The 17,646-nt window shown below is 70.5% G+C and carries 17 protein-coding genes; 11 read left to right on the forward strand and 6 right to left on the reverse strand.

Annotated features, from left to right (window positions below):
* Genes OG990_RS03200 through tkt form a run of 3 tightly spaced genes read right to left on the reverse strand, consistent with a single transcriptional unit; the run spans position 1 to position 4,979 of the window.
* Positions 1-1,650, reverse strand: a complete 1,650-nt coding sequence (locus tag OG990_RS03200; RefSeq protein ID WP_328418750.1) for a glucose-6-phosphate isomerase — start codon at positions 1,648-1,650, stop codon at positions 1-3.
* Positions 1,647-2,825 (reverse strand): transaldolase, encoded by a 1,179-nt coding sequence (gene tal, locus OG990_RS03205; protein ID WP_406078938.1) that lies wholly within the window; start codon positions 2,823-2,825, stop codon positions 1,647-1,649. The genes OG990_RS03200 and tal overlap by 4 nt, the downstream gene beginning before the upstream one ends.
* A 15-nt stretch (positions 2,826-2,840) precedes the next feature.
* Complete coding sequence (gene tkt, locus OG990_RS03210) at positions 2,841-4,979, reverse strand: transketolase (RefSeq protein ID WP_386983856.1); 2,139 nt, start codon at positions 4,977-4,979, stop codon at positions 2,841-2,843.
* 266 nt (positions 4,980-5,245) lie between these two features.
* Between tkt and OG990_RS03215 the strand changes: the two genes are divergently transcribed.
* The 3 genes from OG990_RS03215 (at position 5,246) to OG990_RS03225 (ending at position 7,781) form a co-directional block, all read left to right on the forward strand.
* Positions 5,246-6,199, forward strand: a complete 954-nt coding sequence (locus OG990_RS03215) for a heme o synthase (protein WP_328418747.1) — start codon at positions 5,246-5,248, stop codon at positions 6,197-6,199.
* 311 nt (positions 6,200-6,510) lie between these two features.
* Positions 6,511-6,846, forward strand: coding sequence for a hypothetical protein (locus OG990_RS03220; protein WP_328418746.1), 336 nt, complete (start codon positions 6,511-6,513; stop codon positions 6,844-6,846).
* A gap of 14 nt (positions 6,847-6,860) precedes the next feature.
* On the forward strand, positions 6,861-7,781 hold the full coding sequence (locus OG990_RS03225) for a RimK family alpha-L-glutamate ligase (protein WP_406078939.1): 921 nt from the start codon (positions 6,861-6,863) through the stop codon (positions 7,779-7,781).
* A gap of 591 nt (positions 7,782-8,372) precedes the next feature.
* Here the strand turns inward: OG990_RS03225 and OG990_RS03230 are convergent.
* The 3 genes from OG990_RS03230 to OG990_RS03240 all read right to left on the reverse strand — a co-directional run bounded on the left by OG990_RS03230 (position 8,373) and on the right by OG990_RS03240 (position 10,501).
* Positions 8,373-8,534, reverse strand: coding sequence for a hypothetical protein (locus OG990_RS03230; RefSeq protein ID WP_406076958.1), 162 nt, complete (start codon positions 8,532-8,534; stop codon positions 8,373-8,375).
* Positions 8,531-9,208, reverse strand: coding sequence for a hypothetical protein (locus OG990_RS03235; protein ID WP_406076957.1), 678 nt, complete (start codon positions 9,206-9,208; stop codon positions 8,531-8,533). Before OG990_RS03235 ends, OG990_RS03230 begins: the two co-directional genes overlap by 4 nt.
* A gap of 327 nt (positions 9,209-9,535) precedes the next feature.
* Positions 9,536-10,501 (reverse strand): COX15/CtaA family protein, encoded by a 966-nt coding sequence (locus OG990_RS03240; protein ID WP_355612156.1) that lies wholly within the window; start codon positions 10,499-10,501, stop codon positions 9,536-9,538.
* 98 nt (positions 10,502-10,599) lie between these two features.
* Here OG990_RS03240 and OG990_RS03245 point away from each other — a divergent pair, with 98 nt between their 5' ends.
* The 8 genes from OG990_RS03245 (at position 10,600) to OG990_RS03280 (ending at position 17,465) form a co-directional block, all read left to right on the forward strand.
* Complete coding sequence (locus tag OG990_RS03245; RefSeq protein WP_406078940.1) at positions 10,600-11,400, forward strand: helix-turn-helix transcriptional regulator; 801 nt, start codon at positions 10,600-10,602, stop codon at positions 11,398-11,400.
* Positions 11,397-12,827 (forward strand): Fe-S cluster assembly protein SufB, encoded by a 1,431-nt coding sequence (gene sufB / locus OG990_RS03250; RefSeq protein ID WP_007462707.1) that lies wholly within the window; start codon positions 11,397-11,399, stop codon positions 12,825-12,827. Before OG990_RS03245 ends, sufB begins: the two co-directional genes overlap by 4 nt.
* A 95-nt stretch (positions 12,828-12,922) precedes the next feature.
* Positions 12,923-14,065, forward strand: a complete 1,143-nt coding sequence (sufD, locus tag OG990_RS03255; RefSeq protein ID WP_328418743.1) for a Fe-S cluster assembly protein SufD — start codon at positions 12,923-12,925, stop codon at positions 14,063-14,065.
* On the forward strand, positions 14,065-14,391 hold the full coding sequence (locus tag OG990_RS03260) for a non-heme iron oxygenase ferredoxin subunit (RefSeq protein ID WP_328418742.1): 327 nt from the start codon (positions 14,065-14,067) through the stop codon (positions 14,389-14,391). Before sufD ends, OG990_RS03260 begins: the two co-directional genes overlap by 1 nt.
* Positions 14,391-15,164: a Fe-S cluster assembly ATPase SufC gene (sufC, locus tag OG990_RS03265; RefSeq protein WP_328418741.1), complete on the forward strand. Its 774-nt coding sequence runs from the start codon at positions 14,391-14,393 to the stop codon at positions 15,162-15,164. The genes OG990_RS03260 and sufC overlap by 1 nt, the downstream gene beginning before the upstream one ends.
* A gap of 20 nt (positions 15,165-15,184) precedes the next feature.
* Entirely contained in the window at positions 15,185-16,489 is a 1,305-nt protein-coding gene (locus tag OG990_RS03270; protein WP_406078941.1) for a cysteine desulfurase, read from the forward strand.
* A complete protein-coding gene (sufU, locus tag OG990_RS03275; protein WP_328418739.1) occupies positions 16,489-16,962 on the forward strand; it encodes a Fe-S cluster assembly sulfur transfer protein SufU in 474 nt (157 codons plus the stop codon). The genes OG990_RS03270 and sufU overlap by 1 nt, the downstream gene beginning before the upstream one ends.
* On the forward strand, positions 16,959-17,465 hold the full coding sequence (locus OG990_RS03280) for a metal-sulfur cluster assembly factor (protein WP_406078942.1): 507 nt from the start codon (positions 16,959-16,961) through the stop codon (positions 17,463-17,465). The genes sufU and OG990_RS03280 overlap by 4 nt, the downstream gene beginning before the upstream one ends.
* The last annotated feature ends 181 nt before the right edge of the window (positions 17,466-17,646 follow it).

Here is a 17,646-nt window from a genome sequence, read left to right on the forward strand (position 1 = left end):
TCACGCCCGGAGCTCACCGACCGCGTCGAGCAGTTGGGCGACACCGGCGGCCCGGTCGGTCAGGTGCAACCGCAGCAGCGGCCGCTCCCGGCCGGCCAGCGCCTGCCGGTCGCCGGCGGCCTGCGCCGCCTGCAACTCACCGAAGGTGTACGGCTTGCCCGGCACCTCCAGGTCCTCGGCGACCGCGCCGGTCACCTGGAGGAAGCTGCCGACCTGCGGGCCGCCCTTGTGGTACTGGCCGGTGGAGTGCAGGAACCGCGGCCCCCAGCCGAAGGTGACCGGGCGGCCGGACGCTTCGGCCAGCAGCGACCGCAGGCGGGCCGTGTCGGCGTCGGCGAACCGGTCCAGGTACGCCATCACGGCGAGGTAGCCGTCGTCGCCCAGCCCGTCGAGCAGCCAGCGCAGCACGCCGGTCAGGTCACCGGGGGCACCCTGCGGCGCGTACACCTCGATCGCGCCCTCGGTGAACGACGGCGTCTCCGCCGGCAGGCCCGAGGCCAGGATCTTGTTGGTGTTCTCCTTCGACTCGGTGACGTTCGGCTGGTTGAACGGGTCGATGCCGAGCACCACGCCGGCCACCGCGGTGGCGTACTCCCAGGCCAGGAACTGCGCGCCGAGCGGGCCGTTGACCGCCACGTCCGGGTCGGCGCCGCCGCCCGGCACGTCGCCGGGGGCCAGCGCGCCGCCGTAGCTGATGGTCAGCACGTCCGGGCCGGTGGCGCCGGGGCTCTGCGGGGACTCCACTACGACGGGCAGGATGCCCACCCCGGCCTTGCCGGTCGACTCGGCGATCAGCTGCTCGGCCCAGTCGCCGAGCCCGTCGATGCCGGTGCCGTCGGAGACCAGCGCGACCTTGTCCCGGGCCAACGTGGCGGCCGCGCCGAGCGCGGCGCCCAGTGCCAGCGCCGGATTGTCCCGGTCGCTGCCGAGCGACGAGGCCAGCGCGTCGGCCTGGTCGATCAGCTCCGCCACCTGCACCCCGGCCAGCGCCGAGGGCACCAGCCCGAACGCGGTCAGCGCCGAGTACCGGCCGCCCACATTCGGGTCGGCCAGCACGGTGAACGCGCCCATCTCGGTCGCGGTGGTCTCCAGCGGCGAGCCCGGGTCGGTGACGATGACGAAGTGCCGGCCGGCCTCCGCCTCGGTCATCCCGGCGTCCAGGAACGCCTGCCAGTACGCGCGCCGGTGGCTGTCGGTCTCCACCGTCGAGCCGGACTTGCTGGCCACCACCACCACGGTGCGCTCCAGCCGGTCACGCAGCGCCGCCCGGACCTGGCCCGGGTCGGTGGTGTCCAGCACGGTCAGCGGCCGGCCCAGGGTCTGGGCGATCACCTCGGGGGCCAGCGACGAGCCGCCCATGCCGGCGAGCACCACGTGGTCCAGGTCGGCCAGCTCAGCGGTCAGTTCGGCCAGCTGCACCAGCAGCTCCCGGCTGCGCTGGTGGGTGTCCACCCAGCCGAGCCGGATCTTGGCCTCGGCCTCGGCGTCGGGGCCCCACAGGCTCGCGTCCCTGGCCGCCAGCCGGCCGGGGACCTCGGCCCGGACCAGCGCGTCCCGGGTCGAGGCGGGAGCGGACTTGTCGACCGCGTCCGCGCCGTACACCGCGAGCCCGGCGGCGGCCTCCACCGGCCCGGCGAGAAGGTCGCTCATGCGTTACCACCGGCCTTCGCGGCGGCCTTGGCGTTGCCCTTGGCGGCCTTGTTCGGCGCACCCTTGCCGGTGGCCGCCGCCTCCAGCGACTTGCGGACGCCGTCGATCAGCTCCTGCCAGCTGGCCTCGAACTTCTCCACGCCCTCGCGCTCCAGGGTGGCGATCACGTCGGCCATGTCCACCCCGGCCGACTCCAGGTCGGCGAAGACCTTGCGGGCCGCGTCGTAGGAGCCGGTGATGGTGTCGCCGCGGGTCTCGCCGTGGTCGGCGTACGCGTGGATGACCGACTCCGGCATGGTGTTGACCGTGCCGGGGGCGATCAGCTCCTCGACGTAGATGACGTCCCGGTAGTCCGGGTTCTTCGTGGAGGTGGAGGCCCACAGCGGCCGCTGCGGGTGCGCCCCGGCGTCGGCGAGCGCCTGCCAGCGGTCGGAGGAGAACACCTCGCCGTACCGCTCGTACGCCAGCTGGGCGTTGGCGATGGCGGCCTTGCCCTTCAGCGCCTTCGCCTGGTCGGAGCCGACCTTCTCGAGCCGCTTGTCGACCTCGGAGTCGACCCGGGAGACGAAGAACGACGCCACCGAGCCGATGGTGGACAGGTCGTGCCCGTTCGCCTTGGCCTGCTCCAGACCGGCCAGGAACGCCTCCATCACCGCCGAGTAGCGGTCCAGTCCGAAGATCAGCGTCACGTTGACGCTGATCCCCTCGGCCAGGGTGGCGGTGATCGCCGGCAGGCCCGCCTCGGTGGCCGGGATCTTGATGAAGAGGTTGGGCCGGTCAACCAGCCACCACAGCGCCTTGGCCTCGGCGACCGTCCGGTCGCTCTCGTGCGCCAGCCGCGGGTCCACCTCGATGGAGACGCGCCCGTCCACGCCGGCGCTCTTGTCGTACGACGGGTGCATCACGTCGCAGGCCCACCGCACGTCGTACGTGGTGAGCATGCGTACCGCCTCTTCGACGTCCACCCCACGCATGGCGAGATCCTGCAACTGCCAGTTGTACTCGTCGGCGTCGCTCAGCGCCTTCGCGAAGATCGTCGGGTTGGTGGTCACCCCGGCCACGTGCTTCTCCCGGCGGAGCTGGTCCAGCCCACCGGAGCTCAGTCGTACCCGGGAAAGATCGTCGAGCCAGATCGCCACGCCTGCGGCGGTGAGCTCACTCAGCCTGTCCGTCATGCCGTCCACGCTCCCTCAGTTGCCGGTCGTGAAACCGGTGATGTCGCCCACCCGGGCCAGCGAGGCGTGTGCCGCCGCCACGATCCGGTCGGGGGTGAACCCGAACTGCTCGAAGAGCACGGTGTGCGGGGCACTCGCGCCGTAGTGCTCCAGGCTGACGCTCTCGCCGAGGTCGCCGACGACGCCGCGCCAGGACATCGCGATGCCCGCCTCCACGCTCACCCGTGCCTTTACCCCGCGAGGGAGCACCGACTCCCGGTACGCCTCGTCCTGCTCGTAGAACCACTCCTGGCAGGGCATCGAGACCACTCGGGTCGGGGTGCCGTCGGCCTCCAGCCGCTCCCGGGCGGTCAGGCAGAGCTGCACCTCGGAGCCGGTGCCGACGATGATCACCTGCGGCTTGCCGCTGGACGCCTCGGCCAGCACGTAGCCGCCCTTGGCCACCCCGTCGGCGCCGCCCAGGACGTCGCGGTCCAGGGTCGGCAGCGGCTGGCGGCTCAGCGCCATCGCGGTCGGGCGGTCGGTGTGCTCCAGCGCCAGCCGCCAGGCCCAGGCGGTCTCGTTGGCGTCCGCCGGGCGGACCACGTCCAGGCCCGGGATGGCACGCAGCGCGGTCAGGTGCTCCACCGGCTGGTGGGTCGGGCCGTCCTCGCCGAGGCCGATCGAGTCGTGCGTCCAGACGTAGGTCACCGGCAGCTTCATCAGCGCGGCCAGCCGCACCGAGGGGCGCATGTAGTCGCTGAACACCAGGAACGTGCCGCCGTACGGGCGGGTGCCGCCGTGCAGGGCGATGCCGTTGAGGATCGCTCCCATGGCGTGCTCACGGATGCCGAAGTGCAGCGTGCGGCCGTACTCGTGGCCGGGGAAGTCCTTGGTGGCGTGCGCGGACGGGATGAAGGACGGCTCGCCCTTCATGGTGGTGTTGTTGCTCTCGGCGAGGTCGGCCGAGCCGCCCCACAGCTCCGGCAGCACCGGCGCGAGCGCCTCCAGCACCTTGCCGGAGGCGGCCCGGGTGGCCACACCCTTGGCGTCGGCGGGGAAGGTGGGCAGCGCGTCGGCCCAGCCCTCCGGCAGCACCCGACCGGCCATCCGCTCGTAGAGCGCGGCGCGCTCCGGGTTGGCCTTCTTCCAGGCGTCGAACGCGGTCGTCCACTCCTCCTCGGCGGCGGAGCCGCGACCCATCACCTTCCGGGCGTGGCTGAGCACCTCCTCGTCGACCTCGAAGGTCTGCTCCGGGTCGAAGCCGAGGATCCGCTTGGTGGCCTTCACCTCGTCGGCGCCGAGCGCCGAACCGTGGATCTTGCCGGTGTTCTTCTTGTTGGGCGCGGGCCAGCCGATGATGGTGCGCAGCGCGATGAAGGAGGGACGCCCGGTCTCCGCCTTGGCGGCCAGCAGCGCCTGGTGGAGCGCCTCGGCGTCCTCGTGGTAGTCGCCCTGGTCGGCGTCGCCGGTGCGCCAGTCGACGGTCTGGACGTGCCAGCCGTACGCCTCGTAGCGCGCCGCCACGTCCTCGCTCTTGGCGATCCGGGTGTCGTCCTCGATGGAGATCTCGTTGTCGTCGTAGATCACCGTGAGGTTGCCCAGCTGCTGGTGCCCGGCGAGGGCACTGGCCTCGTGGCTGATGCCCTCCTCGATGTCACCGTCGGAGACGATGCACCAGATGTCGTGGTCGAAGACCGAGGCGCCGGGCTCGGCCTCCGGGTCGAACAGACCACGCTCGCGGCGGGACGCCATGGCCATGCCGACCGCGTTGCCCAGGCCCTGGCCGAGCGGGCCGGTGGTGGTCTCCACGCCCGGGGTGTGCCCGTGCTCGGGGTGACCCGGGGTGAGCGAGCCCCACTGCCGCAGCGACTGCAGGTCGGACAGGCTCATCGGGTAGCCGGACAGGAACAGCTGGATGTAGAGGGTCAGGCTGGAGTGCCCGGCGGAGAGCACGAACCGGTCCCGGCCAGGCCAGTTCGGGTCGGCGGGGTTGTGCCGCATGACCCGGTTGAAGAGGAGGTAGGCCGCGGGCGCCAGGCTCATCGCGGTGCCCGGGTGGCCGTTGCCGGATTTCTCCACGGCATCCATGGCCAGCACACGGACGGTATCGACGGCCCGGCGGTCGAGTTCGGACCAGTTGAGTGCGGAGTGCTCGGGTCGGTTGGCAGCCACGATGGTTGTGCTCCTCGGCAGATGGGCGGAACCCTCACTGGTGACCCTATCGAGCGTGCCTAAACGTCCGCCCAGGGATCTGTGCATGGTGTTCGGTACGTGGCGACGGGCTGCGTCGTTCAACCCGGTGGTGTGACGGCCCGCACCGTTGTCGGGTCGGCCGGGCAGCCAAAACGACAACGCGTAGTGTGTGGGTCGGTGTGCTGCCCCCGACCGGGCGCGGCCGAACCGATCTCCCCGTGCCCGACGCCGGAAGGTGGCAATCCGTGAGCATGATCACCGAGCGCCCCGCGAGCAACCCTGCCGGGCCGCCCCCGGCGCGGGCGGCCGAGGGCCCGGTGGCCCGGCGGGACGTACGCGCGATCCTCTCGGCGTACGTGTCGCTCACCAAGCCGCGGATCGTGGAGCTGCTACTGGTCACCACCATCCCGGCGATGATGCTCGCCGACGGCGGCCTGCCGTCGCTGTGGCTGATGGCCGTGGTGCTGATCGGCGGCTCGCTTGCCGCCGGCGCGGCCAGCGTGCTGAACTGCTACATCGACCGGGACATCGACCAGTTGATGCGGCGTACCAAGCGTCGCCCGCTGCCGACGCACACCGTGACGCCGCGCAACGCGCTGGTCTTCGGTCTGGTGCTCGCGGCGGTCTCGGTCGCCCTGATGGCGGCGTTCACCAACCTGCTGGCTGCCGGGCTGACGCTCGCCGCGATCGCCTACTACGACCTCGTCTACACCCTGTGGCTCAAGCGCTCCACCCCGGCGAACACGTTCTGGGGCGGGGCCTGCGGGGCGGCTCCGGTGCTGATCGGGTGGGCGGCGGTGACCGGCTCGTTGGCGCCGGCCGCCTGGGGGCTGTTCGCGGTGGTCTTCTTCTGGCAGATGCCGCACTTCTACCCCCTGGCCATGAAGTACAAGGACGACTACGCCAGGGCCGGCATCCCGATGCTGCCGGTGGTGGCCTCCACCCGCCGGGTGAACGCCGAGATCCTGATCTTCGCCTGGCTCACCGTGCTCACGTCCCTGGCTGTCTGGCCGTTGGGGCTCAGCGCGATCTACGGCGTACCGACGCTGGTCGTGGGCGCCATCTTCCTGGTCGAGGCGCACCGGCTCTGCCGTCGGGCGGCGCGTGGCGAGGCGGTCAAGCCGATGCGGCTGTTCCACTGGTCGACGACGTACCTGACCATCGTCTTCCTGGCCGTCGCGCTCGACGCGCTGATCTGACCCGTTCGCGCTGCAGAGTCTCGCCAGTCTCGCCCGCATGGCCGTCCCGCCACTGGCGATCTCTCTCGACTAATCACCATCATGGATGAGTTGTCCGGCTTTCAGATCACATCAGAGTAACTTTCGGCCTGAGTCGGATCGGCTCAACCTGCGACGTTTGAGCCCTGATTTGCCCACGTGCTTTGAAGGTAAAAGTACGGATAAATCCGGGCAAGCAACCTGTGGTCTTCCTTAAACCTATAGGTAATTGGCATCACAAAAGCTTCATGGTTCTCGCCCGTCTGAGTGGACTTCTGCTTAGGCTTCGCGTCATGGCAGATGGTTCCGATACGACGCTGACGGCCGAGCAGACCGCCGGCGAGCAGACGCCTCACGGTCTGGTCGCGGGCCTCAAGTCGTTCGCCGCCGGACACGGCGGGGCGAAGGCGGTCATCGAGTACGTCGGCAAGCGTGGCGCGCGAATCGTCCTCGTGGGTTCCGACGGTGAGTGGGGCGACCAGTTCGCCGACGACACCGTCACCGCGCGGGAGGCGTGCGCCAAGGCGGGAGTCACCGTCGAGAACGCCTGGGAGCGTGAACTGATGGACCAGATGCGTCCGAGCAACGACCTCTGGCGGTCGATGGCCCGGCGCACGATGGCCCGCTGAGATAGACACCTGAATTGACCGACCACCACAAGTCGACCCGGGGGAAACCCCGGGTCGCTCTCGTCACCTGTGCCGAACTCGTGGACCTCGACCCGGACGACCGGCTGGTCCTCGCCCCGCTCGCTACCCGGGGGGTCGCCGCCGAGGCGGTCGTCTGGGACGATCCCGGCGTCGACTGGTCCTCCTACGACCTGGTCGTGCTCCGCTCACCGTGGGACTACGCGCTGCGCCGCGACGAGTTCGTCGCCTGGGCCGCCACCGTCCCGGCGCTGGTCAACCCGGCCGAGGTGGTGCGCTGGAACACCGACAAGCGCTACCTCGCCGAGCTGAGCGCGGCCGGCGTGCCCACCGTGCCGACGTCCTGGATCGAGCCGGGGGAGAGCTGGCGTCCGCCAGCCGACACCGGCGAGTACGTGATCAAGCCGGCGGTCAGCGCGGGCAGCCAGGACACCGGCCGGTACGACCTGGCCGACCCGGAGCACCGGGAGCTGGCCGGAGCGCACGTGCGCCGGCTGTCCAGCGCCGGCCGGCTGACCATGATCCAGCCGTACCTGACCGCCGTCGACACCGAGGGCGAGACGGCACTGCTCTTCCTGGCTGGCCCGGACGGGCTCACGTTCAGCCACGCGATCCGCAAGGGCCCGATGCTGACCGGCCCGGACCTCGGCCCGGACGGGCTCTACAAGGCCGAGGAGATCACCGCCCGCACGGCGCAACCAGAACAGCTGGCGGTGGCCGAGCGGACGCTGAGCACGGTGCCGGGCGGGACGGGGCAGCTGCTCTACGCCCGGGTCGACCTGATCCCCGGTCCGGACGGCGCCCCGGTGCTGGTCGAGCTGGAGCTGACCGAGCCGTCGCTGTTCATCGGCCACGCCGAGGGTGCCCCCGACCGCCTCGCCGAGGCCATCACCACCCACCTGGCCCGCCGCGGCTGACCCTCCCAACCGTTCTCAAGGCCCGCCCGGGGGCGTCCGCTGCTCTCCGGGCCCTGGGGGCGTCTGCCGCTCTCCGGGCCCTGGGGGCGTCTGCCGCTCTCCGGGCCCGTCTGGGGGGTGTCTGCCGTTCTCAAGGCCCGCCTGGGGACGTCTGCTGCTCTCCGGGCCCGGCCCGGGGGCGTCTGCGGCTCCCAAGGCCCGCCTGGGAGCGTCCGCCGTTCTCCGGGCCCGGGCGGGGCGTCTGCCGTTCTCAAGGCCCGCCCGGGGGCGTTCGCTGCTCCGGGCCCGCCCGGTGGTGTCCGCCGCTTCCAAGATCCGCGCAAGTTCAGTGAAGTTGCGGCGTCAGCGCGTCGCGACCCCACACTTTCCCTGAAGTTGCGCGGATCTTGAGTCGGCACGGGTCGCGGAGGGGACCTCGGCCGTCCAGATCGCGCAACATCCTGGATTTAGTGGCATCCCGCGCGCGCCGAGGCCACTACATCCAGGAGCTTGTCTCATCCTGTTTGGGCTGCTCAGGGATGGTTGACAGGTCGTGGTGGTGTGGTTGGGGTGCTGGTGTGCGGGTGTGGATCTTCGGTGTTGATCATCTGTCTAGCGGTTGATTTCGGTGTTGGTCAGCACGAGTAGGGCGCGTAGCAGGGTGGTGGCGTGTGGGCGCCAGCCGTGGCGTAGTCGGGTGAGGATGCGCCAGTTCTTGAGGTGAGCGTGGGCGTGTTCATTGGCCGCGCGTTCGCGGCTGAGCAGGGTGTTCACGCTGTGTTGGGCGGGGGTGAGGGGTGGTGGCGGTTGCCGCGTCGTCCGGTGATGACGGTGGGGTTCTCGGGTTGGTCGTCGAGGCGGGTGTGGATGCGGTCGCAGATGACGGCGAGGTCATGACGGCGTAGCCGGGTGGGTAGGCGTAGGCGTTTGGCTTGGGTGGCTTCGTGGGTGCGGGCGCCGGCGGCGGCGGAGATCCAGAGCAGCCGGCCGTGGTGGTCGGTGAGGGTGAGTACGCGTAGGTGGTGAGCCTTGTGTTTGCCGCACCACAGGCGTCGTTCGGCGCGGCCGCTCGGGCGGTGCACGGGCAGGCAGGTGCCGTCGAACAGCAGCGGGTCCTCACTGCTGGTGCGGGCGGTGTGGGTGAGGACTCGGTCCAGGCGGGGCGCCATCGCGGCGAGAGTGGTGATGGTTTGCCGAACCCAGCGGCGCACGCTGTGATGCGACACCCCGTAGGCGGCGGCGAGGTCGGCGGGACGCTGATCATGGCGGAGCACGGCCAGCACGATGAGGGCGACCTGCTCATCGGGCAGCTTGCGCCACCGCGAGCGCACACCACGGCGATACCGGCGGATCGCTTGAGTGATCATGGTCAGCGACTTCGTCGACAAGGGCAGATGGACCTGGTAGACCAGAGCATGGCCCTCGGTGGGCGTGTTGTCGTGTGTCACGACCTGCAACCCTCACCGAGGGCCCTGCTATGAGCCACGCGCAACACCGGAACAGATCGAACCTTCCCGAGGGCAGTCGATCATCAGCGAAGATCACCACACCCTGACCAGCGCCGCGACCCCACGACTCGTCCTGTCAACACCACCCCACCAGCCCAAACAGGATGAGACAAGCTCCAGGATCGAGCACGATCTTGGCGCGGGGCGCGGGGCGCGGGGCGCGGGGCGCGGGGCGCGGGGCGCGGGGCGCGGGGCGCGGGGCGCGGGGCGCGGGGCGCGGGGCGCGGGGCGCGGGGCGCGGGGCGCGGGGCGCGGGAGGTCAGGCGGTCAGGCGGTGACCGGGACGGCTTCGGCTTCGGCGGGGGTGGTTGCCTGGGGCGCGGGGGCGACCGGGCGGCGTTCGCGGGTGGACCACTGCACCGAGAGGGTGGCGAGCAGCACCAGGCAGGAGCCGAGCATGTGCGCGCCGACCAGCACCGCCGGCACGTGGGTGAAGTACTGCACGAAGCCGATCAGGCCCTGGCCCAGCTCCACCGCGAGCAGGACGACTGCGGCCCGGGTGGCCCGCCGGGCGCCGACCGCGCGGAACGCGAAGATCAGCGCTACCGAGAGGCCGAGCAGCAGGAAGACGCTGTCGGCGTGCACCTGGGAGATCGACTCCGGGTCCAGCCCGTTGCGGGCAGCGCCCTGGTCGCCGGCGTGCGGGCCGCTGCCGGTGACCCAGGTGCCGATGACCAGCACCGCGACGCTCACGCCGGTGGTGACCCGGGCCAGCGCGCGCAGCGGCGCCGGCACCACGGCCACCGTCGGGCCGTCGGGCTCGGCCACCCGCCGCCAGAGGGCGTACGCGGCGGCGATCACCGCCATCGAGGCCAGGAAGTGCAGCCCGACCACCCACGGGTTCAGATTGGTGAGCACGGTGATGCCACCGACCACCGCCTGGGCGGGAATGCCCAGGAAGACCGCGACGGCCAGCGGCAGCAGCCCGGGCCGGCGCGGCCGGTGCGCCAGCACGGCCAGCAGGGTGGCCAGCGCGATCAGGCCGACCGCGAAGGTCAGCATCCGGTTGCCGAACTCGATCACCCCGTGCAGGCCCATCTCGGACGTGGCGACGTACGACGCGTCGGTGCACCGGGGCCAGGTGGGACAGCCGAGGCCCGAGGCGGTCAACCGGACGGCCCCGCCGGTGACGACGATGCCCACGTTCGCGATGATCGAGGTGAGCGCGAGGCTACGCAGCAGGGTGCCGGAGACCGGACGGGCGAATCGGTTCACGGCGCAAATCCTACGCACCGTAGTGATCGAGGTTTGTCCGACTCCGTCGGCTCGGTGGTTCGGATCACCGGGGCCCGGGTTTGCGACCCTCCGAGTAATTACGTAACGTTGGCGTTGTGAAAAACACGGCGGCGCTCTCCGGGCAGCAGCCGACGGCCTCTCCGGCCGTCGGTGCGTCCGCGTCCGCGCTTGTCGTGACCACGTCGGCCGCGCTCGGCGGCGCTGTGGCGACCGAGGTCTCCACCCGGGACCGGGTCACCCAGCTGCTGCTGGAGCGGGGGGCCACCACCGCCGCGCAGCTCGGTTCGGCGCTCGGGCTCAGCCCGGCGGCGATCCGCCGGCACCTCGACGCGATGCTCGCCGAGGGTGACGTGTTCGCCCGCGAGCAGACCGTGCAGGGCAGCCGCGGGCGGGGGCGTCCGGCCAAGGTGTTCCTGCTGACCGAGGCGGCCCGGGTCCGGTGTGGCACCCATCACTACGACAACATGGCCACCGCCGCGCTGCGCTGGATCGCCCGCAGCGGCGGCTCCGAGGCGGTCGAGGCGTTCGCCACCGAGCAGGTGGCCGCCCTGGAGTCCCGCTGTCAGGCCGCCATGGAGGACGCTGGCGACGACCCCCTCGCGCGGGCGGAGGCACTCGCCGACGCGCTCACCGCCGAGGGTTACGCTGCCAACGCCACCACGATCGCCTCCGGCGGCCAGCTCTGCCAGCACCACTGCCCGGTGGCGCACGTGGCCGGCGAGTTTCCCCAGCTGTGCGAGGCCGAGACCGCAGTGATCTCCCGTCTGGTCGGCACCCACGTGCAGCGCCTGGCCACCATCGCGCACGGCGACGGGGTGTGCACCACGCACATTCCAGCCCAGCAGGTACGCGCCCAATCCAGTAATCCCGTCACCACTGTGAGGACAGATAAATGACCGAGCAGATCGTCCAGCCCCTGACCCAGGAAGAGCAGCTTGCCGCCCTGGGTCGCTACGAGTACGGCTGGTCCGACCCGGACGCCGCCGGGGCGGTTGCCCAGCGCGGCATCAACGAGGCGGTGGTGCGGGACATCTCGGCCAAGAAGAACGAGCCGGCGTGGATGCTCGACCTGCGTCTGAAGGGTCTCCGGCTGTTCGGCCGCAAGCCGATGCCGGCCTGGGGCGCAGACCTCACCGGGATCGACTTCGACAACATCAAGTACTTCGTGCGGTCCACCGAGAAGCAGGCCACCAGCTGGGAGGACCTGCCCGAGGACATCAAGAACACGTACGACCGGCTGGGCATCCCGGAGGCGGAGAAGCAGCGGCTGGTCGCCGGCGTCGCGGCGCAGTACGAGTCCGAGGTCGTCTACCACAAGATCCGTGAGGACCTTGAGGAGCAGGGCGTCCTCTTCCTGGACACCGACACCGCGCTGCGCGAGCACGAGGACGTCTTCAAGGAGTACTTCGGCACGGTGATCCCGGTCGGCGACAACAAGTTCGCCGCTCTGAACACCTCCGTGTGGTCCGGTGGCTCGTTCATCTACGTGCCGAAGGGTGTGCACGTGGAGATCCCGCTGCAGGCCTACTTCCGGATCAACACGGAGAACATGGGCCAGTTCGAGCGGACGCTGATCATCGTCGACGAGGGTGCGTACGTGCACTACGTCGAGGGCTGCACCGCGCCGCTCTACTCCTCCGACTCGCTGCACAGCGCGGTCGTGGAGATCATCGTCAAGAAGAACGCGCGCTGCCGCTACACGACCATCCAGAACTGGTCGAACAACGTCTACAACCTGGTCACCAAGCGCGCCGTCTGCCACGAGGGCGCGACCATGGAGTGGGTCGACGGCAACATCGGCTCCAAGGTCACCATGAAGTACCCGGCGGTCTACATGACCGGCGAGCACGCCAAGGGCGAGGTGCTCTCGGTGGCGATGGCCGGCGAGGGCCAGCACCAGGACGCCGGCGCCAAGATGGTGCACGCCGCGCCGCACACCTCCTCCACCATCATCTCCAAGTCGATCGCCCGGGGCGGCGGCCGTACCTCGTACCGTGGTCTGGTGCAGGTGCTGGAGGGTTCGCACCACAGCCGGAGCACGGTCAAGTGCGACGCGCTGCTGGTCGACACCATCTCCCGCTCGGACACCTACCCGTACGTCGACATCCGTGAGGACGACGTGTCGATGGGTCACGAGGCGACCGTCTCCAAGATCAGTGACGACCAGCTCTTCTACCTGATGAGCCGGGGCCTGAGCGAGGACGAGGCGATGGCCATGATCGTGCGCGGCTTCATCGAGCCGATCGCCAAGGAGCTCCCGATGGAGTACGCCCTGGAGCTCAACCGGCTGATCGAACTCCAGATGGAGGGCGCGGTCGGCTGACGCCGGCCGGCTGACTCTCGCGTCGGCCTCGACCCGCCGCGCCTCGACCAGCCCGACCGACCCTCCGATTAACCGCAGAACAGACCAAGGAAGAAATGACTACCCAGGCTTCCGCGCCGCCCAGCACCAAGTCGCAGGCGCTGCGCTCGTACGACGTCGCCGACTTCCCGGCCCTCACCGGCCTGGAGGAGGAGTGGCGTTTCACCCCGCTCAAGCGGCTGCGCGGCCTCGCCGGTGAGCCGCAAGCCGCCACCGGCACGGTCCGGCACGAGTACGGCGACCTGCCCGAGGGCGTGGCCGTCGAGCGGATCGGCATGGACGATCCGCGGGTGGGCAGCGTGCTCACCCCGGTCGACCGGATCAGCGCGCTCGCGTACGGCGGTGCCGGCCAGGCGCTGCTGCTCACGGTGGCCAGCGACGTCGTGGTGGGTTCGCCGGTGAGCGTGCGGGTGGTCGGCGACGGTGCCGAGGGTCTGGCCTTCGGGCACACCTTCGTCGAGGTGGGCCGGTTCGCCGAGATGACCCTGGTGCTGGAGCACGTCGGCTCGGCGACCCTGGCCGACAACGTCGAGGTCTCCGTGGCCGACGGGGCGAAGCTGACCCTGGTCACCGTGGCCGACTGGGCGGCCGACGCGGTGCAGGCGCAGCACCTCAAGATCAAGCTGGGTCGGGACGCCCGGGTGACGCACGTCCAGGTCAGCCTCGGTGGTGACCTGGTCCGGCAGTTCACCTCGGTGGAGTACACCGGCCGCGGCGGCGAGGCGGAGCTGTACGGCGTCTACTTCGCCGACTCCGGCCAGCACCTGGAGCACCGGCAGTTGATCGACCACAGCGTGCCGGACTGCCGCAGCTACGTCGGCTACCGGGGCGCTCTGCAGGGCGAGGACGCGCACACCGTGTGGGTGGGCGACGTGCTGATCCGGGCCGAGGCGACCGGCACCGACACGTACGAGATCAACCGGAACCTGCTGCTCACCGACGGCGCGCGGGCGGACTCCGTACCCAATCTGGAGATCGAGACCGGCGAGATCGCCGGCGCCGGCCACGCCAGTGCGACCGGCCGCTTCGACGACGAGCAGTTGTTCTACCTGATGGCCCGGGGCATTCCGGAGGGCGAGGCCCGCCGCCTGGTGGTCCGCGGCTTCTTCGCCGAGCTGATCAACAAGATCCCGGTGGAGCCGCTGCGCGAGCGCCTCGGCGACGCGATCGAGGCCCGGCTGACCAAGGCCGGCGCCTGATGATCCGGATCTGTTCCACCGAGGACGTGCCGAAGGGGACCGCGATCAGCGCGGACGTCGACGGCACCCCGATCGCGCTGGTGCACGGCGAGGATGGCGAGTTCTACGCCGCCTACGACGAGTGCTCGCACGCCTCGGTCGCCCTCTCCGAGGGTGAGGTCGACGGCTGCACGCTCGAGTGCTGGCTGCACGGCTCGCGCTTCGACCTGCGCACCGGGCAGCCCACCGGGCTGCCGGCCACCGAACCCGTACCCGTCTACCCCGTCGACGTCCGCGACGGCGACATCTACCTCAGCCTGACGCCGAGTAATGGAGTGACCCGATAATGAGCACCCTGGAGATCCGCGACCTGAAGGTGTCGGTCAAGCTGCCCGAGGGTGAGCTCAAGCCGATCCTGGCCGGTGTCGACCTGACCGTCCGCTCCGGTGAGACCCACGCGATCATGGGCCCGAACGGCTCCGGCAAGTCGACCCTGGCGTACTCGATCGCCGGTCACCCCAAGTACGAGATCACCGGCGGTTCGGTGACCCTCGATGGCGAGGACGTGCTGGCCATGTCCGTCGACGAGCGGGCCCGCGCCGGCCTCTTCCTGGCCATGCAGTACCCGGTCGAGGTGCCCGGCGTCTCGGTGGCGAACTTCCTGCGTACCGCGAAGACCGCCATCGACGGTGAGGCGCCGAAGCTGCGCACCTGGGGCGGCGAGCTGCGCGGCGCCATGGAGCGCCTCCAGATGGACCCGGCGTTCGCCCAGCGCAACGTCAACGAGGGCTTCTCCGGCGGTGAGAAGAAGCGCCACGAGATCGTCCAGCTGGAGCTGCTCAAGCCGAAGATCGCCATCCTCGACGAGACCGATTCCGGCCTCGACGTGGACGCGCTGCGCGTGGTCAGCGAGGGCGTCAACCGGGTCCGCGACAACGGCGACACCGGCATGCTGCTGATCACCCACTACACGCGGATCCTGCGCTACATCAAGCCGGACTTCGTGCACGTCTTCGTGGCCGGCCGGATCGTCGAGCAGGGCGGCCCGGAGCTGGCCGACAAGCTCGAGGCCGAGGGCTACGAGCGGTACGCCGCCGGGGCCGGCACGGCCCGGGCCTGAGCGAGAGAGGCGCTGCCGAGATGACCAGCATCGCGATCCCGTCCGGGATGCCGCAGTACGACGACGTGCCGCGTTTCGACGTGGCCCGGGTGCGCGCCGACTTCCCGATCCTGGACCGGGAGATCAACGGGCACCCGCTGGTCTACCTCGACAGCGCCAACACCTCGCACAAACCCCGGCAGGTGCTCGACGTGCTCGGGGAGCACTACGCCCTGCACAACGCCAACGTGTCGCGCTCGGTGCACACCCTGGGCACCGAGGCCACCGAGGCGTACGAGGGGGCGCGGGCGAAGATCGCCGCGTTCATCAACGCGCCGAGCCCCGACGAGGTGGTGTTCACCAAGAACTCCACCGAGGCGATCAACATCGTGGCGTACGCGTTCTCCAACGCCACGCTGCGTGCGGACGCCGACCCGCGGTTCCGGCTGGGCCCGGGCGACGAGGTGGTGATCTCCGAGATGGAGCACCACTCGAACATCGTCCCGTGGCAGTTGCTCTGCGAGCGGACCGGCGCGACCCTGCGCTGGTTCCCGGTCACCGACGGCGGCCGGCTCGACGAGTCCGGCCTGAACGACCTGGTCAACGAGCGGACGAAGATCGTCTCGCTGGTGCACATGTCGAACATCCTCGGCACGATCAACGCCACCTCCCGGATCACCGCGCGGGTCCGTGAGGTGGGCGCGCTGCTGCTGCTGGACTGCTCGCAGTCGGTGCCGCACCTGCCCATCGACGTGGTCGACCTCGATGCCGACTACATCGCCTTCACCGGGCACAAGATGTGCGGCCCGACCGGTATCGGTGTGCTCTGGGGCCGGGGCGAACTGCTGGCGGCGATGCCGCCGGTGTTCGGCGGCGGCTCGATGATCGAGACGGTCACCATGGCCCGGTCGACGTTCGCCGCGCCGCCGGCCCGGTTCGAGGCGGGCACCCCGCCGATCGCCGAGGCGGTGGGGCTCGGCGCGGCGGTGGACTACCTCACCGGGATCGGGATGCAGGCCATCCAGTGGCACGAGAAGGAGCTGACGGCGTACGCGCTGGAGGCCCTCGACTCGGTGCGTGACCTGCGGATCTTCGGCCCGACCGTGCCGGTGGGCCGGGGCGGCACCATCTCGTTCGCGCTGGGTGACGTGCACCCGCACGACGTGGGTCAGGTGCTCGACTCGCTCGGCGTGCAGGTGCGGGTGGGCCACCACTGTGCCAAGCCGGTGTGCAACCGGTTCGGCGTCCCGGCCACGACCCGGGCCTCGTTCTACCTCTACACCACCACGGAGGAGATCGACGCTCTGGTGGCCGGTCTGGAGCAGGTGCGGAAGGTGTTCGACTGATGCAGCTCGACCAGCTCTACCAGGAGATCATCCTGGACCACTACAAGCACCCGCACGGGCGTGGCCTGCGCGCTGCCGAAGACTCGGGCGACCAGGTCGCGGAGGCGCACCACGTCAACCCGACCTGCGGCGACGAGGTCACCGTCCGGGTGGCCACCGACGGCGCCGTGCTGCACGACATCTCGTACGACGGGATGGGCTGCTCGATCAGCCAGGCCTCGGCGAGCGTGCTGCACGAGTTGCTGCGCGGTCGGGGTGCGGGGGAGGCGTTCGCGGTACACCAGGCGTTCGTCGAGTTGATGTCCGGCCGTGGCCAGGTCACGCCGGATGAGGACGTGCTCGGTGACGGGGTGGCTTTCGCGGGCGTTGCCCGCTACCCCGCTCGGGTCAAGTGTGCGCTGCTGCCGTGGATGGCGTTCAAGGACGCCGCGGCACGCGCCGGGGTGGGCGCGAGCCCGGAGGTGAAGGCATGAGCGAGAACACCGCTACCGCAGCGACGCCGGAGGCCGGTGACGCCACCGCGACGCCGCAGACCGACGCCGCGACGACCGACGCCGCCGCGACGACCGACGCCGCGACGACCGACGCCGCGACGACCGACGCCGCGACGCAGGGTGCCGGCGACGCCGCCACCCCGGCGACCGGCGTCAGCAAGGCCATGATCGCCGACATTGAGGAGGCGATGAAGGACGTCGTCGACCCGGAGCTCGGCATCAACGTGGTCGACCTGGGCCTGGTGTACGGGGTGCACGTCGACGACGAGAACGTCGCGACCCTGGACATGACGCTCACCTCGGCGGCCTGCCCGTTGACCGACGTGATCGAGGACCAGGCCCGGCAGGCGCTGACCACCGGCCCCGGCGGCGGTCTGGTCAACGACATCCGGATCAACTGGGTCTGGCTCCCGCCGTGGGGCCCGGACAAGATCACCGACGAGGGTCGGGACCAGCTCCGCTCCCTCGGCTTCAACGTCTGACCCGACTCCGTTCCACCTTCGTCGAGCGCGGCGCCCGTTTGGGTGCCGCGCTCGATGCGCTGTGGAGCAGTGTGAACCAAAAAGTGGAACGGATCGTTCCGGTCTGCTAAGTTGATCCCAACACAACGGAGCGGAACATTCCGCTCCGAAAGCGGGCGGAGTCGCTCGTTTGACGGGGTCG

This window comes from Micromonospora sp. NBC_00858, assembly GCF_045207365.1.
In the GTDB taxonomy this organism is placed as follows: Bacteria; Actinomycetota; Actinomycetes; order Mycobacteriales; family Micromonosporaceae; genus Micromonospora.